Source organism: Nonomuraea sp. KM90, assembly GCF_052246675.1.
Classification (GTDB): domain Bacteria; phylum Actinomycetota; class Actinomycetes; order Streptosporangiales; family Streptosporangiaceae; genus Nonomuraea.
This window is the reverse complement of record NZ_JBQQCB010000033.1, coordinates 1-25,820: the sequence shown is the minus strand read 5'-3', so window position 1 is coordinate 25,820 and position 25,820 is coordinate 1. Positions and strand designations below refer to the sequence as shown.

22 protein-coding genes and 1 pseudogene are annotated in these 25,820 nt (G+C 72.6%); 9 read left to right on the top strand and 14 right to left on the bottom strand.

Going from position 1 to position 25,820, the window contains the following annotated elements:
• Nucleotides 1–69 precede the first annotated feature (69 nt).
• Nucleotides 70–1,077 (top strand): TrmB family transcriptional regulator, encoded by a 1,008-nt coding sequence (locus ACTWPW_RS28770; protein ID WP_375109815.1) that lies wholly within the window; start codon nucleotides 70–72, stop codon nucleotides 1,075–1,077.
• Nucleotides 1,078–1,144: 67 nt separating this feature from the next.
• Here ACTWPW_RS28770 and glgA read toward each other — a convergent pair whose 3' ends face one another.
• Nucleotides 1,145–2,317, bottom strand: coding sequence for a glycogen synthase (gene glgA / locus ACTWPW_RS28765; protein WP_443170476.1), 1,173 nt, complete (start codon nucleotides 2,315–2,317; stop codon nucleotides 1,145–1,147).
• Nucleotides 2,318–2,475: 158 nt separating this feature from the next.
• On the opposite strand from glgA, the gene glgC reads away from it, so the two are divergent.
• Nucleotides 2,476–3,711 carry a glucose-1-phosphate adenylyltransferase gene (glgC, locus tag ACTWPW_RS28760; RefSeq protein WP_364125687.1) on the top strand — a complete coding sequence of 412 codons (1,236 nt, stop codon included), beginning with the start codon at nucleotides 2,476–2,478 and terminating at the stop codon, nucleotides 3,709–3,711.
• 946 nt (nucleotides 3,712–4,657) lie between these two features.
• Here the strand turns inward: glgC and ACTWPW_RS28755 are convergent.
• The gene (locus ACTWPW_RS28755; RefSeq protein ID WP_443170475.1) at nucleotides 4,658–5,149 is read right to left on the bottom strand and encodes a hypothetical protein; all 492 of its coding nucleotides are present in this window, start codon (nucleotides 5,147–5,149) and stop codon (nucleotides 4,658–4,660) included.
• A gap of 197 nt (nucleotides 5,150–5,346) precedes the next feature.
• On the opposite strand from ACTWPW_RS28755, the gene ACTWPW_RS28750 reads away from it, so the two are divergent.
• The gene (locus ACTWPW_RS28750; protein WP_443170474.1) at nucleotides 5,347–5,907 is read left to right on the top strand and encodes a nuclear transport factor 2 family protein; all 561 of its coding nucleotides are present in this window, start codon (nucleotides 5,347–5,349) and stop codon (nucleotides 5,905–5,907) included.
• Nucleotides 5,908–5,987: 80 nt separating this feature from the next.
• Entirely contained in the window at nucleotides 5,988–7,466 is a 1,479-nt protein-coding gene (locus ACTWPW_RS28745; protein WP_443170473.1) for an Nramp family divalent metal transporter, read from the top strand.
• On the opposite strand, the gene ACTWPW_RS28740 is transcribed toward ACTWPW_RS28745, so the two are convergent.
• The 3 genes from ACTWPW_RS28740 to ACTWPW_RS28730 form a co-directional block, all read right to left on the bottom strand.
• Nucleotides 7,463–8,152: a hypothetical protein gene (locus ACTWPW_RS28740; RefSeq protein ID WP_443170472.1), complete on the bottom strand. Its 690-nt coding sequence runs from the start codon at nucleotides 8,150–8,152 to the stop codon at nucleotides 7,463–7,465. The genes ACTWPW_RS28745 and ACTWPW_RS28740 overlap by 4 nt on opposite strands.
• Nucleotides 8,149–8,529, bottom strand: a complete 381-nt coding sequence (locus ACTWPW_RS28735; RefSeq protein WP_443170471.1) for a hypothetical protein — start codon at nucleotides 8,527–8,529, stop codon at nucleotides 8,149–8,151. The genes ACTWPW_RS28740 and ACTWPW_RS28735 overlap by 4 nt, the downstream gene beginning before the upstream one ends.
• Nucleotides 8,530–8,655: 126 nt before the next feature.
• Nucleotides 8,656–10,743 (bottom strand): alpha/beta hydrolase-fold protein, encoded by a 2,088-nt coding sequence (locus tag ACTWPW_RS28730; protein ID WP_443170470.1) that lies wholly within the window; start codon nucleotides 10,741–10,743, stop codon nucleotides 8,656–8,658.
• A 121-nt stretch (nucleotides 10,744–10,864) separates the two neighbouring features.
• Here ACTWPW_RS28730 and ACTWPW_RS28725 point away from each other — a divergent pair, with 121 nt between their 5' ends.
• Complete coding sequence (locus tag ACTWPW_RS28725; RefSeq protein ID WP_443170469.1) at nucleotides 10,865–12,649, top strand: DUF2264 domain-containing protein; 1,785 nt, start codon at nucleotides 10,865–10,867, stop codon at nucleotides 12,647–12,649.
• A 123-nt stretch (nucleotides 12,650–12,772) separates the two neighbouring features.
• Here the strand turns inward: ACTWPW_RS28725 and ACTWPW_RS28720 are convergent, their stop codons facing one another.
• The 7 genes and pseudogenes from ACTWPW_RS28720 to ACTWPW_RS28690 form a co-directional block, all read right to left on the bottom strand.
• Complete coding sequence (locus ACTWPW_RS28720) at nucleotides 12,773–13,732, bottom strand: ArsR/SmtB family transcription factor (protein WP_443170468.1); 960 nt, start codon at nucleotides 13,730–13,732, stop codon at nucleotides 12,773–12,775.
• Nucleotides 13,733–13,867: 135 nt separating this feature from the next.
• Complete coding sequence (locus ACTWPW_RS28715) at nucleotides 13,868–14,656, bottom strand: SDR family oxidoreductase (protein WP_375109805.1); 789 nt, start codon at nucleotides 14,654–14,656, stop codon at nucleotides 13,868–13,870.
• Between the two features lie 630 nt (nucleotides 14,657–15,286).
• A complete protein-coding gene (locus tag ACTWPW_RS28710) occupies nucleotides 15,287–16,264 on the bottom strand; it encodes a sporulation protein (protein ID WP_443170467.1) in 978 nt (325 codons plus the stop codon).
• Nucleotides 16,265–16,314: 50 nt separating this feature from the next.
• Complete coding sequence (locus ACTWPW_RS28705; protein WP_375109803.1) at nucleotides 16,315–17,121, bottom strand: ion transporter; 807 nt, start codon at nucleotides 17,119–17,121, stop codon at nucleotides 16,315–16,317.
• An 87-nt stretch (nucleotides 17,122–17,208) separates the two neighbouring features.
• Nucleotides 17,209–17,622 carry a hypothetical protein gene (locus ACTWPW_RS28700; protein ID WP_443170466.1) on the bottom strand — a complete coding sequence of 138 codons (414 nt, stop codon included), beginning with the start codon at nucleotides 17,620–17,622 and terminating at the stop codon, nucleotides 17,209–17,211.
• Nucleotides 17,623–17,735: 113 nt separating this feature from the next.
• Nucleotides 17,736–19,121, bottom strand: coding sequence for a xylan 1,4-beta-xylosidase (locus ACTWPW_RS28695; protein ID WP_443170465.1), 1,386 nt, complete (start codon nucleotides 19,119–19,121; stop codon nucleotides 17,736–17,738).
• A gap of 125 nt (nucleotides 19,122–19,246) precedes the next feature.
• Nucleotides 19,247–21,019: pseudogene (locus ACTWPW_RS28690) on the bottom strand (glycoside hydrolase family 15 protein); the annotation flags it as partial.
• A 143-nt stretch (nucleotides 21,020–21,162) separates the two neighbouring features.
• Here ACTWPW_RS28690 and ACTWPW_RS28685 point away from each other — a divergent pair.
• Entirely contained in the window at nucleotides 21,163–21,411 is a 249-nt protein-coding gene (locus ACTWPW_RS28685; protein ID WP_375109800.1) for a hypothetical protein, read from the top strand.
• Between the two features lie 35 nt (nucleotides 21,412–21,446).
• On the top strand, nucleotides 21,447–22,922 hold the full coding sequence (locus tag ACTWPW_RS28680; protein ID WP_443170464.1) for a S8 family serine peptidase: 1,476 nt from the start codon (nucleotides 21,447–21,449) through the stop codon (nucleotides 22,920–22,922).
• 24 nt (nucleotides 22,923–22,946) lie between these two features.
• On the opposite strand, the gene ACTWPW_RS28675 is transcribed toward ACTWPW_RS28680, so the two are convergent.
• The gene (locus tag ACTWPW_RS28675) at nucleotides 22,947–23,567 is read right to left on the bottom strand and encodes a TetR/AcrR family transcriptional regulator (RefSeq protein ID WP_443170463.1); all 621 of its coding nucleotides are present in this window, start codon (nucleotides 23,565–23,567) and stop codon (nucleotides 22,947–22,949) included.
• A gap of 37 nt (nucleotides 23,568–23,604) precedes the next feature.
• The gene (locus tag ACTWPW_RS28670; protein ID WP_443170462.1) at nucleotides 23,605–24,486 is read right to left on the bottom strand and encodes an NAD(P)-dependent oxidoreductase; all 882 of its coding nucleotides are present in this window, start codon (nucleotides 24,484–24,486) and stop codon (nucleotides 23,605–23,607) included.
• A 49-nt stretch (nucleotides 24,487–24,535) separates the two neighbouring features.
• Here ACTWPW_RS28670 and ACTWPW_RS28665 point away from each other — a divergent pair, with 49 nt between their 5' ends.
• Nucleotides 24,536–25,126, top strand: a complete 591-nt coding sequence (locus tag ACTWPW_RS28665; protein WP_443170461.1) for a TetR/AcrR family transcriptional regulator — start codon at nucleotides 24,536–24,538, stop codon at nucleotides 25,124–25,126.
• 174 nt (nucleotides 25,127–25,300) lie between these two features.
• Nucleotides 25,301–25,820: LacI family DNA-binding transcriptional regulator (locus ACTWPW_RS28660; protein WP_443170460.1), on the top strand; the 520-nt coding region annotated here is incomplete at its 3' end.

The window sequence follows — 25,820 nt, the reverse complement described above, 5'->3', positions numbered from 1 at the left end:
GAATTTTGGGGACAAGGTGGTTGATGTGGCCTATTGCGGCAACTGCCGGAAATGGCCAAGATCGAGGCCATGCTAGAAGACGCCCGCGCACTGGAGATCGTCGGCATCAGCGCGTTCGACGAGCGCATCTACCGGGGCGTGCTGGCCTGCCCCGGCATCACGGTGCAGGAGCTGGTCATGAGGAGCGGCGAGAACGCGGGGCGCGTCCAGTCGTCGCTGAGCAGGCTCCGCGCCAAGGGCCTGGTCAGCCGCCTGTGGGGGCGCTCTCCCCGCTGGACGGCGACGAACCCGGGCACCGCGATCCGCGCGCTGGTCCGGGGCATGCAGAGCGAGCTGGACCTGCTCACCGACACGGCCGACGAGCTGGAGACGGCCTTCCGCAACGTCGGCACGGACCCCGAGGGGAGCGGGCAGTTCGAGGTGCTGGCCGGGCCCGAGGAGCAGGCCCGCTGGTACGTCCGGCTGCAGCAGGAGGCCAAGGAGGAGGTGCTGACCTTCGACCGGCCCCCGTACGTGCTGGACTACCACAACCCGCTGCAGACCGACCTGCTCCGCAACGGCGTGCGCTACCGCACCATCTACGTGCCGGAGGCCTTCGACCACACCGGGGCGCTCGACGAGGTGGGCAGCCTGATCAGGGCGGGCGAGGAGGCGCGGATCCTGCCCTCGCTGCCGTTCAAGATGGCGCTCGTGGACCGGCGGCGGGCGGTCATGCCGCTGTACATGGACCCGCCGCTGACGCGCGGCGTGCTCATCAGGGGGTCCACCATGGTCGTGGCGCTGGTGGAGCTGTTCGAGCGCCTGTGGCGGGAGGCGCTGCCGGTGCGCCCCGAGCTGTGGTCGCACGACAGCTCGCCCGAGCCCGCCCAGGAGGAGGAGCCGGCGACGGACCTCGTCCTGGAGGACCGCAGGCTGCTGGCGCTGCTGGCGGCCGGGCTCAAGGACGACGCCATCGCCCGCCAGCTCGGCACCAGCCCGCGCAGCCTCCGCCGCCGCCTGCGCCATCTCCTGGACGAGCTCAACGCGGAGACCCGCTTCCAGGCCGGCGCCCAGGCCAGCCGCCGGGGCCTCGTCTGAGGCGCCCCGTGCACGGTTTCCTGCACGGTCTCCCTGCACGGCCTCCTGCGCGGCTCAGGCGACGACGTCAGGCCCGCAGGCTCGCGTACAGCTCCGTGGTGCGCCGGGCGATGCGCTCCCACGAGAAGTGCTCGACGGCCCTGGCCCGGCCGGCCCTGCCCATCTCCCTGGCCCGGCCGGGATCGCCCAGCACGGCGTTGACGCGTTCGGCCAGGTCGGCGGCGAAGCGCTCGGGGTCGTGCGGGGTGCCGTCGGCGCCCTGGTCGATCGGCACGAGCAGCCCCGTCTCGCCGTCGGCCACCACCTCGGGGATGCCGCCGGTCGCCGTCGCCACCACGGCCGTCTCGCAGGCCATCGCCTCCAGGTTCACGATCCCCATCGGCTCGTAGACGGACGGGCACACGAACACGGTGGCGTGCGTCAGGAGCTGGATCACCTCGGGCTTGGGCAGCATCTCCTGGATCCAGAACACCCCGTCGCGGTCGAGGCCGCGCACCAGCTCCGTCACCTCGGCCGCGATCTCCGGCGTGTCGGGCGCGCCCGCGCACAGCACGAGCTGCGCTCCGGGGTCGAAGGCCCGCGCCGCGTGCAGCAGGTGGACCAGGCCCTTCTGGCGGGTGATGCGGCCGACGAAGACGATGTACGGCCTGCGCGGGTCGACCCCGTGCTTCTCCAGGACGTCGAGACCCGGGTCGGGAGCGTACTGGGCGGTGTCGATGCCGTTGTGGATCACGCTGACCCGCTCCGGCGGGATCTCGGGGTAGGCGGCCAGGACGTCGCGCCGCATGCCCTCCGACACCGCGATCACCGCGTCGGCGGCGGCCAGGGCGGTGCGCTCGGCCCAGGACGAGATCGTGTAGCCGCCGCCGAGCTGCTCCGCCTTCCACGGGCGCAGCGGCTCCAGGCTGTGCGTGGTGATCACGTGCGGCACGCCGTGCAGCATCTTCGCGACATGCCCGGCGAAGTTGGCGTACCAGGTGTGGGAGTGGACGACGTCGGCGCCCTCGCAGGCTGCGGCCATCTCCAGGTCCACGCCGAGCACCTGGAGCGCGGGGTTGGCGCTCTCCAGCCCGCCCGGCACGCGGTAGGCCGAGACGCCCGGCTCGTCGCGCCCGGCCCCGAAGCAGCGCACGCGTACGTCGGCCAGCTTCCGCAGCTCTCTGGCCAGGTATTCCATGTGGACCCCGGCACCGCCGTACACCTCGGGCGGGTATTCCCGGCTGAGCAGATCAACGCGCATGAGAAGACCTTACGATCAACCGGAGCGCCTGGAACACTTCGACAAGCCCAACGTCGGCAACTCCGCTTCGTACATTGAGCACCAAATCCGGACACGCAGGAAGTTCACCGTGCGGGGTTTCGTCGATAGATCGGCCATTTGAGGGTAGCGTCCTGGACATGAGGTCCCGGAGGGTGCTTGCGGTTGTGCTGGCAGGTGGAGAGGGCAAGAGGCTCATGCCGCTCACGGCGGATCGGGCGAAACCGGCGGTGCCGTTCGGGGGGATGTATCGGCTCATCGATTTCGTGCTGTCCAATCTCGCGAACGGCGGGTTCTTGAAGATCGTCGTACTGACGCAGTACAAGAACCACAGCCTCGACCGGCACGTCTCGCGGACCTGGCGGCTGTCGGCGATGCTGGGCAACTACGTCACCCCGGTGCCCGCGCAGCAGCGGCTCGGGCCGCGCTGGTTCTCCGGCTCCGCGGACGCCCTGTTCCAGAACCTGAACCTGATCTACGACGAGATGCCGGAGCACGTGATCGTGTTCGGCGCCGACCACATCTACCGGATGGATCCGCGGCAGATGGTCGAGCAGCACGAAGACTCCGGCGCCGACGTGACGGTGGCGGCGATCAGGCAGCCGCTGTCGCTGGCCGACCAGTTCGGCGTGATCGAGACCGACCCCGAGGGGCGCCGGATCGTGGCGTTCCGGGAGAAGCCGAAGGACGCGGTGGGGCTGGCCGACTCCCCCGACGAGGTGTACGCCTCGATGGGCAACTACGTGTTCAAGACGCAGTCGATGATCGACGCGCTGCGAGAAGACGCGCTCGACCCCACCAGCAAGCACGACCTGGGCGGCAACATCATCCCGATGCTGGTCAAGTCGGGCGGCGCCGACGTCTACGACTTCGCCAACAACGTCGTGCCGGGCTCCAGCGAGCGCGACCGGGGCTACTGGCGCGACGTGGGGACGCTGGACGCCTACTACGAGGCCCACATGGACCTCATCTCGGCGCATCCCGTGTTCAACCTGTACAACGACAAGTGGCCCATCTTCACCGGGCACGACCCGCTGCCGCCGGCCAAGTTCGTGCACAACGACGGCGACCGGGTGGGGCGGGCGATCGACTCGCTGGTCTCCCCCGGCGTGATCGTCTCCGGCGGGACCGCGATCCGGTCGATCCTGTCGCCCAAGGTGGTGCTCCACTCGCACTCGCTGGTGGAGGACTCGGTGCTGATGGAGAACGTCAAGGTCGGGCGGGGGGCGATCGTCCGCAAGGCGATCATCGACAAGAACGTGGTGATCCCGGACGGGGCCCGGATCGGCTTCGACCTCGACTACGACCGCACCCGGTTCGCGCTGACGCGGGGCGGGGTCGTGGTCATCGGGAAGAACGAGATCGTAGACCGCTGACCACCTCCGGGGGCCGGTTCGCCGATCCCCGGAGAGTTCCCGGCCCACCCGGCCCACCCGGCCCGATGGATGCCTCGGGGTGGGCCGCGTGGGCGTCACGTCGCCTTGGAGCCACACCGCTCTCGCGTCACGTCACCCTGGGGCCGCGTTGGCGTCACGTCGCCCTGGGTGCGCCACCTTGGCGTCACATCGCCTTCGGGCTGTGCCGCGCTCGGGCCGCGACGCCTCCCGACCGTCCGGCTACCGACCAGCTCACGCGTCCGCTCCAGACGTCCGCCCGAGCCCAAGCGCGGCCACACGGCTTGGCCCCGGTCGATCGACGCCACCTGCGACAGCCCCTGCACCCAAGGGCGCGCCGAGGCAGCACACCGCGAGGCGACTCACCGCGAAGACCGCGCACCCAAGTCGGCACCGTAGGAGGCGACGCAGCGGAAAGCCGCGCAGCCTGAACGGCGACGCGGCCCAAGCGCAGTAGGACCGAAGGGAGCGCGGCGGGGAAGCTGTGCGGCGGAGGCGGCGGAGCGCGGCCGAGCGCGACGCCGCGCGCAGCACGGCCCCGAGCGGCGTGGCAGGAAGCGGCGCGGCCGGGAAGAGGCGTGATCCTAGGGCGGCGCAGTGGGAAGCCGCGCGCGCCCACGCGCGATACGACTCAAGCGCAGCACGGCCCCGAGGCGGGGAGGCGGAAGGCGCGGCACAGCCCGAACTCGAAGCGGTGGCGCGGTGGCGCGGGAACGCAGCGCTACCCCAAGACAGCGTGGGTCCAAGGCAGCGCAGCCCTCGAAGCGGCGCGGCCCTCAAAGCGGCGCGTGGTGGAGGAGTGTTGGTGGAGGGGTGAGGAGGGGTCATGAATGGTTGGTGGCACGAGGGCCGGCCAGGGGTCCCGGGTCACCGTGGCAGTGTCCCGGGACCGAACCGGACTGATGTTCAGAGCCGGCCGTGCCGAGTCCTAGAACCGGTCAAGCCAGGTGCCGGGCCAGCCGTAGCCGTCCCAGCCGCGCGAGCCCCAGGCACCACGGGTGTGGTCGCCATAGGTCCCGACGCCCCAGTGATGACCCGGCCAGACCGTGTCGGAGTGGTAGCCGTTGTCGTGCTCGTTGTCCCAGCTGTTGCCGTTCCAGCTGTTGCCGTTCCAGCCGTTGCCGTTCCAGCCATGGCCGTTCCAGCCGTGGCCGTTCCAGGTGGTGTCGTGGCTGTCGTCGTGACTGGGCTTCCAGTCAGGCTTCCAGCTTTCTTCCTTCTTCTCGTCGCGCTTGCCCTGGCAGGCATCCGCGTCGCGGCGGCCGGCGTAGACACCCCAGCTGTCGATGCGCAGCGAGTGCGTCATGTCCGCCACGCTCAGGTCGCAGTGGGCCGTACCGGCACTGGCCGGCGTGGCCATCGCGATGAACGTGGCGGCGGTGGCGAGCGCGCCACCTGCCGCTATGAGCTTACCTTTCATGATCTCCCCCTGTAGTCACCTTGTGACAACAGTTCATCACTGTACGTAGTCGCTCCCGTAACGTCGCGTAACGCCACGCCCGGAACGTCTCGCCCCTTTGTCGGTCCCGCCCCGATGCGGGGTTCATGGGGGCATAGCCATTGGTTATGGCCGCAGGTCTTGGACGTTTCCGGTGCCGGAACCGGATCATCGTCGGCATGAGTACGCAGCCCTCCCGGCCCGCCCGTCCCCCTTCCGGCTCCGTCCCGACCCGGAGGTGGGCGGCCCTGCTCGCGGCCGTCGCGCTCCTGGTCGCGACCGCGTGCGGCGCCACCGCCGCCGAGCCGCAGCCCGCGCCGGCGCCCTCGACCGCACCCTCGACCGGGCCCTCAACCGTGCCCTCGACCGGGCCCTCAACCGTGCCCTCGACCGGGCCCTCGACCGGGCCCTCGACGCCGGCCGGGGTGGCCGCGGCGGCGCGGGCGTACGTGGACGCCGTGAACGCGCGCGACCTCGACGCCCTCGTCGCCGCGTTCGCCCCCGACGCCGAGATCGTCGACGTCTCCCGGAGCATCCGGGGGCACGACGCCATCCGGGAGTGGGCCGGCAACGAGGTGGTCGGCGGGACGCTGCGGGTCGTCTCGATCGCCGAGAACCGGGCGGACGGGCAGAAGCTGCTGGTCCACTGGGCTCCGGCGGGCTCCGACGGGTGGCGGGCGCACTACGACTTCACGGTCCGGGACGGGCGCGTGGTCCGGGCCGACCTCCAGTACGCCTGATCAGGAGCTCCCGGTGTGCGGCAATTGGGTCTTGTAGCGGCCGCCCTTCGGGATCACCCTGAACGGCAGGAGGCAGTGACATGTCGCACCCACTCGGAGTCAGCCGTCCGGATCTCGAAGTCACCGACCTGCCCACGCCGGAGGAGGTCTTCAAGGTCTCCAAGATCGGCCCCAAGGAACTGGTCAAATACGCCGTCGGCCCGAGCCTGATCGCCCTGGGCATCTCGATCGGCAGCGGTGAGTGGCTGCTCGGCCCCCTCAGTGTGGGGCAGTACGGATTTGTCGGCGTCGGCTGGGTCATCCTGGTGTCGGCCCTGCTGCAGACGTTCTACAACGTCGAATGCTCCCGCTACGTCCTCGCGACCGGCGAGACGCCGGTGGTCGGCTGGGGGCGGGTACCGCCGGGCTGGGCCCTGTGGGTGCCCCTGTCGGTCCTCATCGTGATCTTCGCGTTCATCGCGGGCGGCTGGGCCGCGTCGGCGGGCCAGGGCGTGTACGCGCTGGTCCACGGCGTACCACCGGCGGCCACGGACGCCGAGCCGCGCTGGTGGGCCATCGGCCTGCTGGTGCTGGTCTTCCTCATCTGCGCCGCAGCCCGCCGGATCAGCCGCGCCCTGGAGCTGGCCAACTGGGTGATGGTCGGCACCATCCTGCTCGCCCTGCTGGCCGTGGACCTGCTCGTCGTGCCGTTCAGCCAGTGGTGGGAGGGCATCCGCGGCTTCGTCACCCCGGCCGCCCCGCCCGCCGGCATCACCGCGACCCAGCTCGGCGCCCTGGCCGGGTTCACCGCGCTGGCCTCCGGCCTGAACTGGTACATCATGGGCCACTACCGCGACAAGGGCTACGGCATGGGCCACCGCGTCGGCTACATCTCGGGCCTGCGCGGCGATCGGCGCCCGATCCTGGCCAGCGGCGTCACCTTCCCCGACAACGAGCTCAACCGCGGCCTGTGGCGGCGCTGGTACCGGCTGCTCATGGTGGACATGTGGGGCGTGTTCTTCGTCGGCGCCATCCTCGGCATGCTGCTGCCCACGATCCTCATGGCACAGGCGGTCACGCTGGCGGGCGAGAAGCCCACCCGGGCGAACGTGCCGACGTTCGTGGCCAGCGCGCTCGGCGACGAGTACGGGCAGGTGGTCTTCTACGTCGCGCTCGTGATGGGGGTGCTGATCCTGTTCTCCACGCAGCTCGGCATCTTCGAGGCGATGGTTCGGGTGACGACGGACGCGGCCAACGCCACCAGCCCGCGCCTGCGCCGGCTGATCGAGGGCGACCCGCGCCGCTTCTACTACCCGTTCATGCTCCTGCTGCTGGTCATCATCTCGATCATCATCTTCCAGTCGCTGCCGGTGGGCCTGGTCGAATGGTCGGCCAACATGTCCAACCTGGGCGCGCTGCTGTATCCGTTCATGCTGATGTACCTGAACAGCAAGCTCCCGCGCCCCGCCCGCCCGCGCCCGTGGCACTACGTCATCCTCGTGCTCAACTTCCTGTTCTTCGGCTTCTTCTTCGTCAACTTCATCGCCGACTTCATCGGCGACCCGCTCGTGACGTTCTAGGCGCTCTCCCAGAGCCGGATGTCGGCCCGCACGTGCCCGCCGGCCGGCTCGCCGAGGACCAGGTACGCCAGGTCGCCGGCCCGGGTCAGCAGGCACAGCGGCTCCGCGGGCCCGGCCCGGTCCGCGGGGCCGCCGGTCTCCGGCGGGCTCGCGAGGCACTGGGCCAGGGTGGCGCCGACGCGGCTGCGGGTCATGTCCACGTAGGCGCCGGAGCCGTACGCGGAGAGGGCGAAGTCGGCGTCGTACGCCTCGGCGGACCGGGGGCCCTGCCGGGTGAGCATCCAGAACCCCAGGAGCTTCCCGTCCGCCGGGAGCGGCAGGAACACCGTGCCGCGGTAGAGGGGCTGCCTGCCGGTCGTCCGCGGGTGCCGGCTCGCGGCCGTCGTGGCGGGGGCCGCGCCGATGGGGTCGGTGGACGGGGGCAGCCGCAGCACGACGGTGCCCACGGCGACCGCCATCCCGGCCACCGCCACCGGGAGCAGGACCCGGTTGAACGTCACCGCCCAGTTCCGGCGCCCGCGGGGCGCGCGGGCGGGGGACGGCGGCAGGCCGAGGAGCGAGGCCCGGTAGCGCTGCCACAGGCTCAGGTCCCGGTACGGGCGCAGCGCCCGGTCGTCCAGCTCGAAGGCCCTGGTGTCGATGAGGGCCTGCCAGTAGCGGCGGGCGAGGGAGCGCCGCTCCGTCATGGCGTCGCTTCCCGCGCCCTGTCCGGCGGCCCGTCCTGCGGCGCCGTCTCCGGGGCGGGGCGCAGGCCGCGCAGGGTGCCGACCTGGCGCAGCAGCGCGGGGGCGGAGGCGCCGACCGCGATGGCCGCCATGGTGCCGGTGATCTGGTCCCGGAACAGCAGGCACGCGGCCGCCCCGAGCCCCAGCCTGGTCACGGCCACGAGCAAGTCCGCGACCGGATCGAGGTATTCGTCCAGCCGCGGTAGCTTCGCGCCCTTCTTCTTCGCCCTGGCCTTCCTGCGGGCCTGCTGCCACGCCGTCAGCGAGCTCCACACGTACAGGACCTCTATGACCGCTCCCCCGACGGCGCCCAGCCCCGCGGCCGCCATCCAATCCACGACTCCGCCCCCCGGTTCCGGCTATCCGCCAAGCATGCTCAGGGTCGCGGTGGCCGTGCGAGGGCCGCGGGGTCAGGTAGTGCTCACCTTCGCGCGGCACGAGTGTGTCGCCGCGCCACGGGCCCTTCAGCTCGGCCGGGTGGTCAGGAAGACGTCGCCGTTGCCCGGGGCCTGGCCGCCCTCCGGCGTCCCGTACGTCAGGCCCGTGATCGCCACCTGGCCCGAGGCCGTCGTGGTGGCGTACAGGTTCGGCTCGGCGAACGGGTCGACGGCGTCGTCGCGGGCCGTGCCGAGCTGGGCGGCGGCACGCTGGGCGCCCTTGGCGTCCAGCCGGAGGGTCAGGACGTCGGCCCCGCCCGCCTGCACCCCGACGCGGCCCCGGGTGTAGCCGGCGACCGCCACCTCCCCGCCCGGCAGCGGGGTCACCGCGGCGCCCTCGTCGGCGGCCGGCGTGGCCAGGGTGTGCCGCCAGCGCTGCCTGCCCTGGGCGGTGTAGGCGACGGTGAGCGCGTCGCCCGCCGTGGCGCCCGTGGCGACGGCGAGGCCGGTGGTGGTGACCGTGACCGCGTTCAGCCGGTCGTCGCCCGATCCTCCGGCGGTCGTGGCCCACGTCCTGGTGCCGTCCGGGGTGTAGGCGGCGATCCAGGCGTCCAGGCCGCCGAGCGCGGTCGTGCCGGGCAGGGCGGCGGTGGCGCCGCCGGTCACGTAGAGGGTGGTGGCGTCCGCGGCGATGCCGTACGCCTTGTCCTCCCCGGGGCCTCCGTACTGGCGGATCCAGGACACCTCGCCGTCCGGGGTGAGGCGGGCGAGCAGGGCGTCCTTGTCGCCGCTGTTGGGGCCGTCGAGCGCGCCCTTGGTGTAGCCCGTCACGTACGCGCCCCCGTCGGGCGCGGCGGCCAGGCCGTACAGGCGGTCGGCCGCCTCCGGGGCGCCGAACTGGGTGATCCAGCGGACCTCGCCGCTCGCGTCGAGCCTGGCCACGAACGCGTCGTCCGCGGCGTTCCCGGCGTGGCGGCCGTCGAGGTCGCCCTTGGTGTAGCCGGCCGCGAGGACGCCCCCGTCCGGCAGGGGCGCGACGCCGTACAGGCGCTCGTCCGCCGCCGTGCCGAACTGCCTGGTCCAGCCCCCGGTACGGGTCACCACGGCGTCCAGCCGGCCCGCGTGCTCCTGGCCGCTCACGGGACCGCCGGCGGCGTACCCGATGGTCAGGGAGCCGTCCGCGTGGGCCGCGACGCCGCCGGCCCAGTCGGTGGCGGCCGTGCCGTGCAGCGGGGCGGTCAGCCCGGTCGGCGGGGTGACGCTCAGGCCCGGGCCCAGCTCGGCCATGGCCTGCTCGAAGGCGGGGGCCCAGACCGTCCAGTCGTGACCGCCGTCCATGACGCGGAGCTGGGCGGAGATCGCGGGCGAGCGCCTGGCGGCGTTGTACAGGGCGGCGGACTCGAAGTCGATGTCGTGGCGGGCGTCGGCGGGGTCGGGGTTGGCGTACTCGTCGTCGCCGACCGCCACGAACAGCCGGACGGGCAGGTCCGGGTCCAGGTCCGGGAGCAGGGCCGGGTAGTTGAGCTCGCGGTAGACCTCGTCGGAGAACTTCTCGCCGCCGTGGCCGAACGCGCCGTGGTCGCGGGCCGAGGAGTCGGACGGGGGCAGCGGCGTGTAGACCGCGGGGCTCAGCACGGCGGCCGCGCCGAACAGGTCCTGGTGCGCGAGCGCGAACCGCAGCGCGCCCGCGCCGCCCATCGAGTAGCCGCCGACCAGGCGGGCCTGCCGGATGGGCGCCGTACGGTACGTGGCGTCCACGTGCGCGACCAGGTCCCGGGTCAGCGCCGTCTCGACCGGCCGGCCGTCGGTGTGGCGGGAGTCCACGTACCAGTTGCCGCGCTCGTTCCACGGCGCGTCCGGCATGACGGCGATGACGGGCGGGATCCGCCTGGTCCGGATCATGTCGTCCAGCGTCGTCCGCACCCTCGTCCACGCCTGCATGGTGTCGCCCCGGCCGTGCAGGAGGTAGAGCACGGGGTGGCGGGCGGTGCCCCGGCCGTATCCGGCGGGCAGGTAGACGTTGTAGGCGATCTTCTCGCCCAAGGCGCTCGACGGGGCCTCGCCGGTGGTGAGGGTCCCGCCCGCCCGTACGTCCGTCTCGCCGGGCACGGCCTGCAGGCCGATCGCGGTCAGGACGGCTAACGCGCCGGCGGCGATCCATCGGGGAAAGGGCATCGACCGCTCCTGTAAACGTTTACCGTATGGGCCTGTTGTTTCGGGAGAGTTTCATGGGGTGCGGGAGGTCCTGTCAACCGGCTTCTTGTGGGATGCGGCCGTGGTGTGTTTCCTTGGCTTGGTGATCTCCCCCTACTCGGGCTGGACCAGGGAGCACTGGGCGGGCCTGGCCGACCGGCTGCTCCTGTCGGCGCGCCCCTTCGCCTCCCCCACCCACGCGCGCATCAGCTTCCCCGGCCCGTCCGGCGGCTACGGCCCGGACGTCGACGCCCTGGAGGGCTTCGCGCGGACGTTCCTCGCGGCCGGCTTCCGCGTCGCGGGCGAGGGCGGGCGCGACCCGCTCGGCCTCATGGAGTGGTACGCCGAGGGCATCGCCGCCGGCACCGACCCGCACTCCCCCGAGCGCTGGGTACGCCTGGACGAGCACGGCCAGGCCAAGGTGGAGGCCGCCTCCATCGCGCTCGTCCTGCACCTGACCAGACCCTGGCTGTGGGACCGGCTGACGCCGCTGGTGCGGGAGCAGGTGGTGGACTATCTGGCGCCGGCGATCGGCTCGGACTACCCGCCGATCAACTGGGTCTGGTTCCAGATCGTCGTGGAGCAGTTCCTCGCCTCGGTCGGGGGGCCGTACGCGCAGGAGGACATCGACGCCGGGCTCGCCCTGGCCGCCGGCTTCGAGCGCGCGGACGGCTGGTACGCCGACGGCCCCGAGCGCGCCTACGACCACTACGCCGGCTGGGCGCTGCACTTCTATCCGCTGCTGTGGAGCGAGATGGCCGGGGTGGCGCCGGACCCGGTCTACCTGTCGCGTCTCGAACGCTTCCTGGACGACGCGGTCCACCTGGTCGGCGCCGACGGCTCGCCGCTGGTCCAGGGCCGCAGCCTCGCCTACCGCTTCGCCGCCGCGACGCCGTTCTGGGTCGGCGCCAGGGCGGGGGTGGGCTCGCCGGGGCTGCTGCGCCGGGCCGCGTCCGGCATCGTGCGGCACTTCGCCGACCGTGGCGCGCCCGACGGCGACGGCCTGCTGACCCTGGGCTGGCACGGGCCCTGGCGGGCGATCGCGCAGGACTATTCGGGCCCCGGCTCGCCGTACTGGGCCGCGAAGGGGCTCTTCGGGCTGTCGCTGCCCGCCGATCACCCGGTGTGGACCGCGGTGGAGGAGCCGTTGCCGGTGGAGACGGGCGACTTCGGGCGGGTGGTACGCGCCCCCGGGTGGCTGGTGAGCGGCACGCGGGCGGACGGGATCGTCCGGGTCGTCAACCACGGCACCGACCACTCGCACCCGGGCTCCGACCTGGCCGACGCGCCCCTCTACGCGCGGCTGGGCTACTCCACGGCCACCTTCCCGCTGCTGTCCGGCGACCCGCTGGACCAGTCGGTCGTGGTCCTGGACGGGGAGGGGCGGGCCAGCCACCGGACCGGGTTCACCTCCGGTCCGGTGCGCGCGCTGCCGTCGGGCACGCTGGCCGGCTCGTCCCGGTGGCGGGCGCACTGGGGCGAGCAGGGCCCCGGCCCCGACCACGGCTACGCCCGGGCGGGCGCGGAGATGCGGCACGGGCCCGAGCTGGAGGTGGTCTCCGCCGTGCGCGGGGCGTGGGAGGTACGGTTCGTCCGGCTGACCGGGGAGCCCGGCAGGCTGCGGGTGGGCGGCTGGCCGTCACCCGAGGGCGGTGCCGTCACCCGCGTGGTCGGCGGGCCGGGGCTGACCGAGTCCGGCACGGCCGTGGCCGCCACCCCGCTGGGCGAGCGCACGCTGGTCCCGTGGTGCGCGACGCCGGGCGCGGCCGAGCCGGGCCGCTGGTACGCCGCCGCGCTGCTGCTTGGGCACGGCGACGCGGCGCCGTCGGTCGAGGACGGGAAGATCGGCTGGCCGGACGGGACGATCGACGACGTTCCCACCGCCTGATCGGCGTCCCTTCCACGTTCGTCGAAGTGATCTCTGGTCATGATCTCCCGCTGTTGGCTTGGCCGGCGTCTCGATCAGGGCGGGCGCCCGGCTCGCCCACCCTCACGCCCGGCTCGCCCGCCCTCACGACCGGCGGAACAGCTCCAGCAACTCCTCGGCCCGGTGGGTGCGGCCCACCCACACCTCGCGCCCGCGGCGCTCCCTGGTGATGAGCCGCGCGGCCCGCAGCCGGTCGCAGTGGTACGTGATGCTGCTGGGCGCGATCTTCAGGTCCGCGGCCAGCATGCTCATGGTCATCGGCCGGCCGATCGCGCACAGCAGCCCGGCGCGCACCGGGCCCATCAGCGCCGACAGCTCGTCGTGCGCGGGCGCGGCGGGCCGGCTCCACAGCGTCTCCGCGCCGGGCACCGGGTACGCGATCCAGACGGCCTCCTCGTTGTCCAGGCTGACGATGACCGCGTCCTTGCCGGCCAGCATCGGGACCAGGACGATCCGCCGGTCGCCCAGGTCGTACGCGCTGGCCTCGACGTCGGCGATGAGCAGCCCGCTCCCGCCGTGCACGATGCGCTGGTTGAGCGCGCCGAGCAGCAGCTCGGGGCCGCCGCGGACGCTCGCGACGCCCACCCGCCGCACCTCCCTGTCCAGCAGGGCGCGGGCGCGCTTCCACAGGGGTTCGACGGTGCTCCAGACGTCGGCGAGGGCGCCGGCGTAGCCGTGGAACCAGCTCGCGGGCCGCTCGGCGGCCGAGCGCCAGTGGGCGGGCAGCGGGCCCGGGCCGAACGCCTGCTCCAGGTCCGTGATCAGGCGGTCGGGCGGCAGCTCGTGCAGCGCGCTGACCTGGGCTTCGACGGAGACGTCGGCTCCTACGGGAGTGAGGGGGACGAGGCTGTCGGGGACCACGGAGTAGCCGGGGGCGGCGAGCGGGCGTACCGCCTGGTGTCCTGGCCGGCCGACGCGCGAGCCGACGGCCGCGCGCCACGGCTCGGGCAGGCCGCGGCGGCGGCCCGCGAGAGCGTCGGTGATCACCGCCAGGGCCGTGAGGTGCGGGGAGATCGAGATGGACAGCTGAGGCGCGGAGGTCATACGCAACTCACTCCACACAGTCGGGCTGATTACGTCGGCTCCTTGGGGTCGACTCGATCGGGCAGTGAGTCAACCTATTCCGGTGGCTTTCTCCTGACTTACAGTCCGATTGCACGGTTGCGAAGAATGCTCGGATTACGTCAGGTCGGGGAGGCCGAGGTCGAGGTTGGGCTGCTCGATGCCGCCATCCACCTCCAGCACCGTGCCCGTCACGTACCGGGCGGCCGGGGAGGACAGGTAGAGGACGGCGGCCGCGACGTCCTCGGGCTCCCCGATCCGGCGCAGCGGCGTGGCCTGCTCCATGCGGGTGCGCAGGCCCTCGTCCTTCATGACGATGTCCAGGGCTGAGGTGGCCACCGCGCCGACGGCGACCGCGTTGACGCGTACGCGGGGCGCCAGGTCCTGTGCGGCCAGCCGCGTGTAGTGGGCGACCGCGGCCTTCGCGGTGCCGTACGCCAGGTAGCCCCGGGCGGACAGGCGGCCCATGGCGGAGGAGATGTTCACGACCGCGCCACCGGTCTCGAGCAGGCGGGGCACCGCGGCCCTGGTCAGCTCGTGCATGATGCCGACGTTGAACTGGAACGCGTTCTGCAGATGCGCCCGGCTGGTGTCCATGAAGGCCCGGGGCAGCGCCCCGCCCACGTTGTTGACCACCACGTCCAGCCGCCCGAACGCCTGCGCGGCCCGCTCGGCGAGCGCCTCGGCGGCGCCCGGCTCGGCCAGGTCGGCCGGGACGATCAGGGCTCGCCTGCCCGCCTTCTCCACCTGGTCCGCGACCGCGCGGAGCTGCTCCTCGGTACGGGCGCAGAGCGCCACGTCCGCGCCCGCCTGCGCGAGCGCGATCGCGGTGGCGGCGCCGATGCCCCGGCCCGCCCCGGTGACGACGGCGGCGGCGCCGGGAATCTGGAATCGGTCCAGGATCATGCCGCCAGCCTAGGGATGAACTGCAACGTGTTTCAATACGCGGGCGCCGCCATGACGGGAGTGGCTGCGATCTGCCCGGATATACGGTCATATTTGTTTTGCGCGTTATTGCGGAGCCGACGCCCTCCGCACGTCTGCGTGCCGCTGTCTGAGCGGCGGCACGCGCCGACCGTACTGCTGGCCCATTCGGCGCTCACGCAGGTGGTGACGTTGGAGCTGCGGCCGACGACGTCGTACCGGGCGATCGAGCTGGACGTGCCGGCGGCGTGGCTGGGCGTGCTGGGCGCGAGCATCGCGATCGCGCCGCTACCGCCGGCCCTCCCGGCCGTGCACACGACCGACCGGCACAGCGAGCGCCGCGTCGCCGCGGCCGGGCACGGCGCAGCACGGGCAGCGCAGCACGGGCAGCGGTCCAGCAACCGACGCGGTGCGACCCGCGACACGGAGAGGTGCGACCCGCGACGCAGCACAGCACGGCGCCCGGCGCGGTGCGTGCCGCGGCGCGGAAGTGCGGCGGCGGGTTGCGGAGCGTCGGTGCCGGGCCGTGGCCGGGAGTCAGCGGCGGGCTGGGGTCGTCAGGGGTGGGTCGCCACTCGTCGCCGCCGCCCCTCGTCGCCCTTCAGGGGTGGGTCACCACTCGTCGCCGCCGCCCTCATCGCCCTCGAAGAACTCCTCCACGACCTCATCGACCACCTCGCCGGCCACGAGACCGCCCACCACGCCGGCGGCGCCGGCCGCGGCCACCATGCCCAGGCCCGGCCCGCCGTGGCGACCGCCGTGGTGACCTCCGTGGTGCCCGCCGTGGTGGTCACCGTAGTGGGCGTGGTGGCCCGGCGCCGAGTGCTGGGAGAGGCCGTCGAGCCAGCGGCCGAGCTCCGCGGCCCAGTCGGTACGCAGGGCGTCGTCGTGGCTGACGTGGAAACGGCCGATGGCGTCGCTGGAGGAGTAGCGGCCGCTGCGCTTGTCGGCCTCCAGGACCACCGCCAGCCCGGCGGGGTCGGCCACGAAGGTCACCTCGATCTCGCCCACCAGCCCGGCGTACCGGCCGGACGGGTAGAACTCGATCTCCTGGTAGAACGGCAGCTCCTGCCGCACCCCGTACAGGTGCCCGGCCTCCAGGTCGGCCGACTTGAAGCCGAACCCGAGCTGCAGGAGCGCCTCCAGGATCCGCAGCTGCGACGGCAGCGGCTCGATCGCCACCATGTCGAGGTCGCCCTTGTCGACGGCCTTGGCGATGGCCAGCTCGGTGCGTACGCCCACCGCCATGCCGGTCAGCTGCTGCCCGCCGATCTCGCTGATCGGCGACTCCCACGGAACCGGGATGCGGAAGTCGACGGTGCGCTCCTCGCCCTTGCGCAGCGTGAAGGGGCCGGAGACGCGGGCGCTGGAGAACTGGCTGAGCCCCGCCGCCTCGCCGTCGCCGTGCTCGATTTCCACCCGGGCCACCAGGCCGAGGGTGATGTGCTCGATCTCGGCGTCGAAGTCGCCGCCCTTGAGCCGTACCTCGCCCTCCAGCGTGCCGCCCGGCCGGGTACGCGAGGTGGACAGAACGGTGTCCACCGAGGGAGCGCCCACGCCGAACGCACCCAGCATCCTCTTGAAGACCACGGCTCTGTTCTCCTGTCGAAAAGTCGAAGATCGATGGTGTGCCGCCCGCGTCAACGATCGACCCGGGACCGGAGTTCCGGCGGCCGCTCCCTCATGAGCAGCTGATCCAGCTTCGCGTTCACGGCCGCCAGCTCCTGCTTGACCGATTCGAGCTCCGTACGCGGGTCGGCCTCGGCGGGGTCGACGTCGTTCATGGCGTTGACCACGACCGCGATGAACAGGTTCAGGGCCACGAACGTGGACATCAGGATGTAGACGATGAAGAAGATCCACGCCCACGGCTTCTCCTCCATGACCTCCTGGGCGACGTTCCCCCAGTCGTCGCCGGTCATGATCTGGAAGAGGGTGAACAGCGAGCGCGGCAGCTCGTCGAAGCGCTCGGGCACGATGTCGCCGAACAGCTTGGTCGCGATGACCGCCGCGATGTAGATCATCAGGACGAGCAGGCCGATGATGGAGGCCATCCCGGGCACGGCCGCCAGCAGCGCCCCGACCACGCGCCGCATGCTGGGCACGGCCGAGACCAGCCGCAGCGCCCGCAGGATCCGCAGCGCGCGCAGCACCGACGTCGGCCCGGAGGCCGGGATGAGCGCGACGACCACGATGATGCTGTCGAACCAGTTCCAGGGGTCGGTGAAGAACTTCCCGCGGTAGGCGTAGAGGCGGGCGGCGATCTCGGCGGTGAAGACCGCCAGCGCGATCCGGTCGATGGCGTGCAGCAGGCCGCCGGCCCGCTCCATCAGGTACGCGCTGGTCTCGCAGCCGATGGTGACGGCGTTGACGACGATGACCAGGATGACGGCCCGCTGCGCGAGACTGCTCTCCAGTACGGCCCGGACACGTTCTTGGCCTGACAACGGACCCCGCTCCCCTCAGGATGATCGTTGATCATCGTAGGGGCCGCGACGGCTCAGGTCCGGAGCAGGCGAAGGCTGAGATATGGATCACATCGGACCTTCCCGGAGATCACCACTCGAAGCGCTCGCTGAGCAGCCGGTCCCCCCGGAACGCCGTGCGCCCGCAGGTCCCGGACCATCGACGTCATGAACCCGGGGCCGCCGCAGAGGAAGTACGCGGCGTACGAGGTCGCGGGCGTACAAGGGCCTCGTCGCGGTGGCGGGCGGCGCGGAAGAGGGTGGCGTCCGGGTGGCGCAGGGCCAGGTGCACGAACGGGGTGACGCCGAACCGCCCGCCACCAGCACGGCGGGCCGGTCGTCGAGCTGGGCCTCCCGGGTGAAGGCGCCGTACGGGCCGTCGGCCGGCGCCGTCGCGCCCACGGGCAGGCGGCGCAGCCGCGCGGTGAACCTGCCCGCGTCCTTGATCGCGAACACCAGCCCGGTCCCGTCCGCGCGTACCACGCTGAAGGGGCGCCCTTCCCCCGAAGTCAGGACTTGTGGGGACGAGCCTCGAAAGATCGCCCGAAAAATCGGGTGAAGGGTCGGCGGCGCCCGGCCACGGACCCTTCACCCGGTCAGCGGCCGCTCCACTTGATCTCGTACGCCTTGAGCGTGAACTCCTTGCCGTCCACGGTCGTGGTGACCTCGCCGTCGGTCGTGTTGACCAGCAGCAGTTGCTCCGGCTGTGCCAGCACCCGGACCGCCGGGTCGGAGGAGGCGACGTCCTCGATCTGCGCCCCCGCCGGGAACCACTTGGCGAAGCCGCTCACGAGACGGCCCGTACCCGTCTCGTCCCCGGTGCGCGGCGCCCACAGGCAGGCCGGGCAGGCGCCCTCCTTGGCCTGCGGGTTCCAGTAAAGCGCGGTGGCGGCGCCGCTGCGGGCGAACTCCATCATCGACGCGGCCTGCACGGCGAGCCGCTTGGGCTCGGCCCACTTGGTTCCGTCCTCGGGCACGAAGTACCACTCCGACCACCAGACCGGCATGTCGGTCTTCTTCCGCAGCCACTCGGTGACCGCGGAGAACTTGGTCAGCGCCCCGAACTCGTCCGGCAGCAGCTCGTGCGCGTCGGTGACCGAGGCGCCGTCCACCACGATGAAGTCGGCGCCCTTCTTGTTGTCGAACCAGTAGTTGAAGGCGTCCAGGACGTTCTGGTTGACGACCCCCCAGTCGCCGCGCAGCTCCGAGTCGCCCGTCCGGTTGCTGTCGAAGCCGATGTACGGGCCGCCGATCTCGGCGTCCGGCCGGACCGCCTTAACGGCGTCGTAGACCTTGTTGTACATCTCGGTGTAGCCCTTGTAGTCCGCCGGCTTGGAGTGGTCCTTCCAGAAGCCCTTGAACTCGTTCCACACCATGAAGTACTTGACGTCCTTGTACCGCGCGGCCACCGCCGCCGACAGCTTGGCGAAGTCGTCGAAGTGCTCGGGGTAGGGCGCGTCCTCCAGGTGCTCCGCCCAGGCGGAGTCCTCGGTGGGCCCCTCGGGGCCGCCCTTCATCCAGTCGGGCGCACAGCACAGCGTGATGATCGGCGTGCCCTTGGACAGCCGCATGAGGTTCATCCGGCTGTCGAGGTCCTCCCAGAAGTACCGCCCCGGGTACGGCTCGGGGTTCAGCGCGCCGAAGCCCATGATGTGCTGGTTCTGCAGCATCGGCGTGCGGGCGAGCGACCCGGCCACGTCCTGCTCGAACTCCTGGGTGATGTTGTTCGCGCTGATCCCCGTGTGCGTGAAGCCCCAGCGGGGCCAGCCCTCGTCCACCTCGGGCGGCGTGACCGCCGGGCTCGCCGCCTGTGTCTGCTCCTGCGGCGCGGCGGAGGATTCGCGCGGCTCCGGAGCCCCCTGCTCCGGCTGCCCCGCGGGCCCGCAGCTCGCCACGACCACGGCCAGGGCGGTGGCTCCCGCGGCCGAGGCGGTCACCCGGCCGAGCCGCCGCCAGAACGATCCCCCGGTAGTCGATCCCACCCGATCCTCACCCGATTCCGACGCTGTGCATGCCGCTCGTAGCGTTCCATGGGCGGGCTTACAGAGGGACAGCCGGAGGAGACTTTCATAGGTAATCGTTATCGTTCAGTGGCAAAAGCCGCGAATCATCCCGCCAGCGCGGCGGCGGTGTTCACCACGGCCACGTGGCTGTAGGCCTGCGGGAAGTTGCCGACCTGGCGGCCTCGCTGGGTGTCGTACTCCTCGGCGAGCAGCCCGACGTCGTTGCGCAGGTCCAGCAGCCGCTCGAACAGCTCGCGCGCCTCGCCGCCGCGGCCGAGCAGCGCCAGCGCGTCGGCCAGCCAGAACGAGCAGGCCAGGAACGTGCCCTCGCCCCCGGTGAGCTCGTCGAGGTTGTCCAGGTCGTGGCGGTGGCGCAGCACCAGGCCGTCCTGGCCGAGCTCGCGCCGCACGGCCTCGACGGTGCCGGCCACGCGCGGGTCCGACGGGGGCAGGAAGCCGAGCCTGGGGATGAGGAGCAGGGCCGCGTCCAGCCCCTGCGAGCCGTAGAACTGGGTGAAGGTGTTGCGGCCGGCGTCGTAGCCGCGCTCGCATACCTCGCGGTGGATCTCGTCCCGCAGTGCCCGCCATCGGCCGGCGGGGCCGGCGTGGTCGCGCCCCTCGACGGTGCGGATCATGCGGTCCGCGGCGACCCAGGCCAGGACCTTGGAGTGGACGAAGTGGCGGCGGGGGCCGCGGACCTCCCACAGGCCGTGGTCGGGCTCCTGCCAGTGGCCCTCCAGGTAGTCCATGAGGGAGCGCTGCAGGTCCCAGGCGTCGTCGTCGTGGTAGAGGCCGGACTGCCTGCCCTGGTACAGGCAGTCCAGCACCTCGCCGTAGACGTCGAGCTGGATCTGGGCGTACGCGGCGTTGCCCACGCGTACGGGCCGTGAGCCCTCGTAGCCGCCCAGCCACTCGACGCGCCACTCGGGGATGCGGCGGGTGCCGTCGATGGTGTACATGATCTGCAGGTCGCCCGGGTCGCCCGCGACCGCGCGCAGCAGCCAGTCGCGCCAGGCCCTGGCCTCCTCCTCGTAGCCGGTCGCCAGCATGGCGCGCAGGGTGAACGCCGCGTCGCGCAGCCAGCTGTAGCGGTAGTCCCAGTTGCGGGCGCCGCCGAGCAGCTCCGGCAGCGAGGTGGTGGCCGCGGCGACCAGGCCGCCGGTGGGGGCGTACGTGAGGGCCTTGAGGGTGAGCAGGCTGCGCCGCACGGCCTCGCCGTACCCTCCCCGGTACGCGCAGCAGTCCAGCCAGCCGGTCCACGTGCGCTCGGTGTCGTCCAGCGCGGTGAAGGGGTCCACGCCGGCCGGGCGGGGCAACCAGGACTGCTGCCAGGTCAGCACGAACGGCAGCCGGTCGCCCTCCGAGACGGCGAAGCGGGCGGCGGTGGTGCCGTCGCGCTCGTCGAGCGGGACGGGGGAGGCCAGCCAGGCGGAGTCGGGGCCGGCCACGGCCGCCAGCTCCCCGCCGTCGTAGCGGGTCCAGGGGACGATGCTGCCGTAGTCGAAGCGCAGCGCCAGCTCCGTACGCATCTCGACGCGGCCGCGCACCCCCTCGACGATCCGTACGACGTCGGGCGCCTCCACGCGCGGCGGCATGAAGTCGAGCACCCGCACGCTCCCGCCGTCAGCCTCCCACGTGGTCTCCAGGATGAGCGTGCCCTCCCGGTAACGGCGGGCGGCCCTGGCCTGCCCGTCGGCGGGGGCCAGCAGCCAGCGGCCCGCCTGCGCGTCGCCGAGCAGCGCGGCGAAGCAGGCCGCCGAGTCGAAGCGGGGCAGGCACAGCCAGTCGATCGAGCCGTTCCGGCCCACCAGGGCGGCGGTGTGCATGTCGCCGATCAGCGCGTAGTCCTCGATCCGCATGGTGCACCCCCCGGTCGCCCACCGATCCCGCCCCTACCCGCCGACCGGCCGCCAAACGGCCCCGGCCCCTGGCGGGGGCACGTCCGGCCGCACCCGCCCCTGGGGTAATCCCTGGGTCGCTCCCTGTGTCGCGGGCGCCCCGGACGGGCGACCCTTGGGGCATGGCCGCTGAGGGTGACGTTCTCTCGGCCGAGGTCGAAGCGGCGCCTGGCAGGCAGCAGCAGGCGGCGGCCGCCCTGACGCGCCTCGGTTTCAAGGTGCTCCACATCGGGACGACGACCAGCGTGAGCGCGCCCAGGGAGGTCTGGGAGCGGGTGTTCGGCCTGCCCCAGGTGGAGGTCCCCGGGGAGCTGAGCGAGCTCGTGGTCGCCGTCCACCTCGCGGAGCCACCCGACTTCCACCCCCTTTGACCTCCATTTCTGGTCTCATCTCGCAAAGGAGCGACATGACCACGATGACCGAGCGACGCGAGGACACCGTCTACTTCGAGGCGGCCCTGCGGCCGGACAGCGGCGCCTCGATGTTCGCCGAATCCTCCGCGACGCAGAACGCCGGACTCGACCAGTTGAAGCCGGCCCCCGGACTCGCCGAGCGCACCGCCGGCGCGCTGCAGGCCAAGGGCTTCACCGTGCGGCACGTCGGCACCTTCTCGATCAGCGCGGAAGGCCCGAGGTCGCTGTGGGAGAGCACGTTCGGCACGCACGTCGAGGTGCGCCAGGCCGACCTGGAGGGACGGCCGCCGGACGTGACCGCCACCCCGGGCACGCAGGTGCCGTACCTGGCGCACGTGAGCGGCGAGCCGTTCACGATGCCGCCGGACCTGGAGCCGTACATCGAGCGGGCCTACCCGCAGCCGCCCCCGCGCTTCTTCGCCTCCCCGATCCCGCCCCGCGTCGGCTACCACCACCTGCGGGTGCCCGACGACGTCGCGCTCCTCCTGCGCTCGCACCAGGTGCACGACCGTGGCGTGACCGGGCGCGGCGTGCTGGTCGCGATGCCCGACACCGGCTTCTACCGGCACCCCTTCTACGACCACCACGGCTACAACTACAACGCCACCCTCGCCCCCGACGCCACCGCCGTGCAGCACGACGAGCACGGGCACGGCACCGCAGAGGCGGCGAACATCTTCGCCAGCGCCCGCGACGTCGACTTCGTCGGCGTCAAGATGGGCGCCAACGCCACGCTCGCCTTCAAGACGGCCTCCGACCTGGCGCCGGCCGTCATGACCAACAGCTGGGGCTACCACCTGCCCGGCGTGACCACGCTGCCGAACTTCCTGCGCCCGCTGGAGATGGCGGTCATCGAGGCGGTACGCGAGCGCGGCATCACCATCTGCTTCTCCGCGGGCAACGGGCACGTCGCCTTCCCGGGGATGATGCCGGACGTGATCTCCGTCGGCGGCGTGTTCGTGGACGAGACCCAGGTCAACGGGGAGTTCAGACTGGAGGCGTCCGACTACGCCAGCAGCTTCGACAGCCTCATCTACGCCGGGCGGCACGTGCCCGACGTGTGCGGCCTGGTCGGCAAGACCCCTCGGGCCATCTACATCATGCTGCCCGTCGAACCGGGCGACGAGATCGACACCAGCCTGGCCGGGACCGGGTACCCCACCAAGGACGGCACGGCGCCCAACGACGGCTGGGCCGTGATCAGCGGCACCAGCGCGGCCTCTCCCCAGGTGGCCGGGGTGTGCGCGCTGCTCAAGCAGGCGCAGCCGGGGCTGTCGCCCGCCCTCGTCAAGGCCGTGCTCAAGGCGTCGGCGCGGGACGTGGTGGACGGCAAGAGCGCGATGGGGCAGGTGGCCGGCGACGGCTACGACGGGCCCACCGGGTCGGGGCTGGTGAACGCGGAGGCGGCGTACCGGCTGGCGCGCTCGGTCACGCCGCGCAACCTGCACACCCTCCCGCCGCCCCGCTGACGGCCCCATCACGGCGAGGCGGCCTCACGATGACGCCGGCGCGGTCTCCTGGCGGAGGAGGGCGAGGGCGGCGTGCTTGGCCAGGCCCGCGGCGCCGGTATCGGCACCTTTCTGGGCATCGGTGCCGGCGTAGTGGTCGGCGAGCACGGTCGCGCCCTCGACCAGCGCCAGGAGCTGCTTGCCCAGCCGGTCCGGGTCGGCCGCGCCGGCCCGGCGGGCGATGCCGGTCAGCAGGTCGAGGTGGCGGCCGAGGTGGCGGGCGGCCACGGCCCGCGGGCCGCCGTCGTGCCGCTGCGCGGCCGCGTTGACGATCGCGCAGCCGCGGAAGCCGGGCTCGGCGTACCAGCGGCCGAGCGCGTCGAAGACGGCGGCGAGCTGCTCGGCGGGGTCCTCCCCCGCCGAGTCCGCCGCCTCGCGCAGCCACCGCACGACCCGGTCGCTGCGCGCCTCCAGCACCGCCTGGACGAGCCCGTCCTTGGAGCCGAAGTGCCGGTACAGCGTCTCCTTGGACGCCCCGACGGCCGCGCACAGCTCGGCCACGCCGATGCCGTCGATGCCGCGCTCGTAGAGCAGGCGGGTGGCGGTGCCGAGGATGGTGGCGCGGGTCTGCGCCGGGTCGAGGGAGGCGCCTTTGGGTACGGGCATGCCCCGGATCGTACCGGACGGTACTAACTACGCCGGCTCACGCGAGGCCGGCGCTGCGCCGCTCGATCGCCTGGATCACCGCCACCATGTCCGTCCCCCCGAGCCCGAGGGCCGCGCTCTCGCCGAACAGCTCGTGACAGACGTCGAGCAGCGGCGAGGCGATGCCGGTCTTGCGCGCCGTCTCGGCGATCAGGCGGCAGTTGTTCTCCAGCACGTCGGAGATCGACGCCTGCACGTCGAAGTCGCGGGCGAGCAGTTTGAGCGCCTTCACCCGTGACACGCTGCTGGCCATCGGCCCCGCGTCGAGCACCTCCAGGAAGCGCCGCATGTCCAGGCCGTGCCGGTCGGCGAAGTGCGCCGCCTCGGCGAGCCCGGTGACCATCGTGATCAGGAACAGGTTGACCGCCTGCTTCATGAGCAGCGCGTTCGGCACCGGCCCGCAGTCGACGCTCTCATGGCACATGGGCCGCAGCAGCGGGCGCACCTCGGCGGTGAGCGCCGGGTCCCCGGCCAGCATGCCCACCAGCCGGCCCGCCTCGGCGGGCTTGCGCGAGCCGGAGACGGGTGCCTCGACGTAACCTCCCCCGGCTGCGCGCACGTCGTCCTCGAGCGCGCGCGAGTATTCGGGCGAGGTCGTGCCCATGTGGACGATCACGCGCCCGGCGACGTGGGCCGCGAAGCGGGGCGTGCCGCGCCCCAGCGTCGCGTCGATCGCCGCGTCGCCGGAGAGCATGAGGAACACCACCCGCGCCCGCTCGAACACCTCGCCGGGGCTGCCGGCGACGCGCGCCCCGGCCGCCCGCACCGGCCCGGACCGCCCGGCGGTACGGTTCCAGACGACGAGCGGCGTGCCCGCCCTGGCCAGATTGAGCGCCATGGGCCGGCCCATGACACCGAGCCCGATGAAACCCACGTCCACGGGCTCCATACTATGACAAGCGTCATATCGAGCAAGAGGGTGTCGTCTCATGCAGAGCGAAACGTGGAGTCCGAGAGAGCGCATGGTCTACAGCGCGGCCCAGCTGCTGCGGGCGCGGGGGGCGACGGCGACCGGCATCCGCGACGTGGTCGCGCGCGCCGGCGCGCCCCGCGGCTCGTTCCAGCACTACTTCCCCGGCGGCAAGGACCAGCTGGTGGGCGAGGCACTGGAGTGGGCGGGCGGGTTCGCGGAGCGGCGCGCCGCCTCCTACCCGGCCACCACCGACGACCCGACGCCGGCCGGGCTCTTCGCCCACATGGTGGAGGGGTGGAAGGCGGAGTTCACGGCCCGGGGGTTCGAGCGCGGCTGTCCCGTGATGGCCACGGCCGCCGACCTGGCGGGCGGCGACTCGGCGGTCAACGGGCACGTACGCGCCGCGCTGGAGGGCTGGGGGCACGCGGTGGCGGCCGAGCTGGCGCGGATGGGCGTGCCGGCGGGGCGGGCGGACGCGCTGGCGACGCTGATGATCAGCGCGCTGGAGGGTGCGATCATGTGGGCCCGGATACGCCGGGACGTCGGGCCGCTGGAGACGGTGGTCACCGAGCTGGCACCGCTGCTCGACTCGGCCGCCCGTCCCTGAGCGGCGTGGGAGACTCGCAGGGGCGGCGCATCCGGGTGGCTCATTCGAGCAGCGGGTCTCCGGGCAGCCGGGCTTCAGGCGGCAGGGCTTCGGGGAGCAGGGCTTCGGGCGGCAGGGCTTCGGGCAGCAGGGCTTCGGGTAGCGGGTCTTCGGGCAGCGGGGTGGAGGAAGGCGATGGGAAAGCCGGCGCGGCACGCCACGATCACCGATGTCGCGGCGCTGGCGGGGGTGTCGGTGGGCACGGCCTCCAAGGCCCTCAACGGTCGTGGTTCGCTGCGGGAGGAGACGCGGGTGCGGGTGCGGGAGGCGGCCCGGCAGCTGAACTTCGAGGTGAATGCGGGGGCGCGGAGTCTGCATTCGGGGCGTACGTACACGGTGGGCATGATCACCACGGATACGATCGGGCGGTTCAGCATCCCGGTGCTGATGGGTGCGGAGGACGCGCTGGGGGCGGGGCAGATGTCGGTGTTCCTGTGTGACGGGCGCGATGATCCGATCCGGGAGCAGTACCACGTCAAGACGTTGATCGGGCGGCGGGTGGACGGCATCATCGTGACCGGCCGGCGTACCCAGGCCCGCGCCCCGATCGCCGCGTCGCTGCCCGTGCCGGTGGTGTACGCGTTCATCAGCTCGACCGACCCCGACGACTGCTCGGTGGTGCCCGACGAGGCGGGTGGCGCGCGCAAGGCCGTCG

Coding starts and splice junctions, on each gene's coding strand:
- ACTWPW_RS28770 (WP_375109815.1), top strand. CDS start 70: ATGCTAGAAGACGCCCGCGCACTGGAGATCGTCGGCATCAGCGCGTTC.
- glgA (WP_443170476.1), bottom strand. CDS start 2,317: ATGCGCGTTGATCTGCTCAGCCGGGAATACCCGCCCGAGGTGTACGGC.
- glgC (WP_364125687.1), top strand. CDS start 2,476: ATGAGGTCCCGGAGGGTGCTTGCGGTTGTGCTGGCAGGTGGAGAGGGC.
- ACTWPW_RS28755 (WP_443170475.1), bottom strand. CDS start 5,149: ATGAAAGGTAAGCTCATAGCGGCAGGTGGCGCGCTCGCCACCGCCGCC.
- ACTWPW_RS28750 (WP_443170474.1), top strand. CDS start 5,347: ATGAGTACGCAGCCCTCCCGGCCCGCCCGTCCCCCTTCCGGCTCCGTC.
- ACTWPW_RS28745 (WP_443170473.1), top strand. CDS start 5,988: ATGTCGCACCCACTCGGAGTCAGCCGTCCGGATCTCGAAGTCACCGAC.
- ACTWPW_RS28740 (WP_443170472.1), bottom strand. CDS start 8,152: ATGACGGAGCGGCGCTCCCTCGCCCGCCGCTACTGGCAGGCCCTCATC.
- ACTWPW_RS28730 (WP_443170470.1), bottom strand. CDS start 10,743: ATGCCCTTTCCCCGATGGATCGCCGCCGGCGCGTTAGCCGTCCTGACC.
- ACTWPW_RS28720 (WP_443170468.1), bottom strand. CDS start 13,732: ATGACCTCCGCGCCTCAGCTGTCCATCTCGATCTCCCCGCACCTCACG.
- ACTWPW_RS28715 (WP_375109805.1), bottom strand. CDS start 14,656: ATGATCCTGGACCGATTCCAGATTCCCGGCGCCGCCGCCGTCGTCACC.
- ACTWPW_RS28685 (WP_375109800.1), top strand. CDS start 21,163: ATGGCCGCTGAGGGTGACGTTCTCTCGGCCGAGGTCGAAGCGGCGCCT.
- ACTWPW_RS28680 (WP_443170464.1), top strand. CDS start 21,447: ATGACCACGATGACCGAGCGACGCGAGGACACCGTCTACTTCGAGGCG.
- ACTWPW_RS28675 (WP_443170463.1), bottom strand. CDS start 23,567: ATGCCCGTACCCAAAGGCGCCTCCCTCGACCCGGCGCAGACCCGCGCC.
- ACTWPW_RS28665 (WP_443170461.1), top strand. CDS start 24,536: ATGCAGAGCGAAACGTGGAGTCCGAGAGAGCGCATGGTCTACAGCGCG.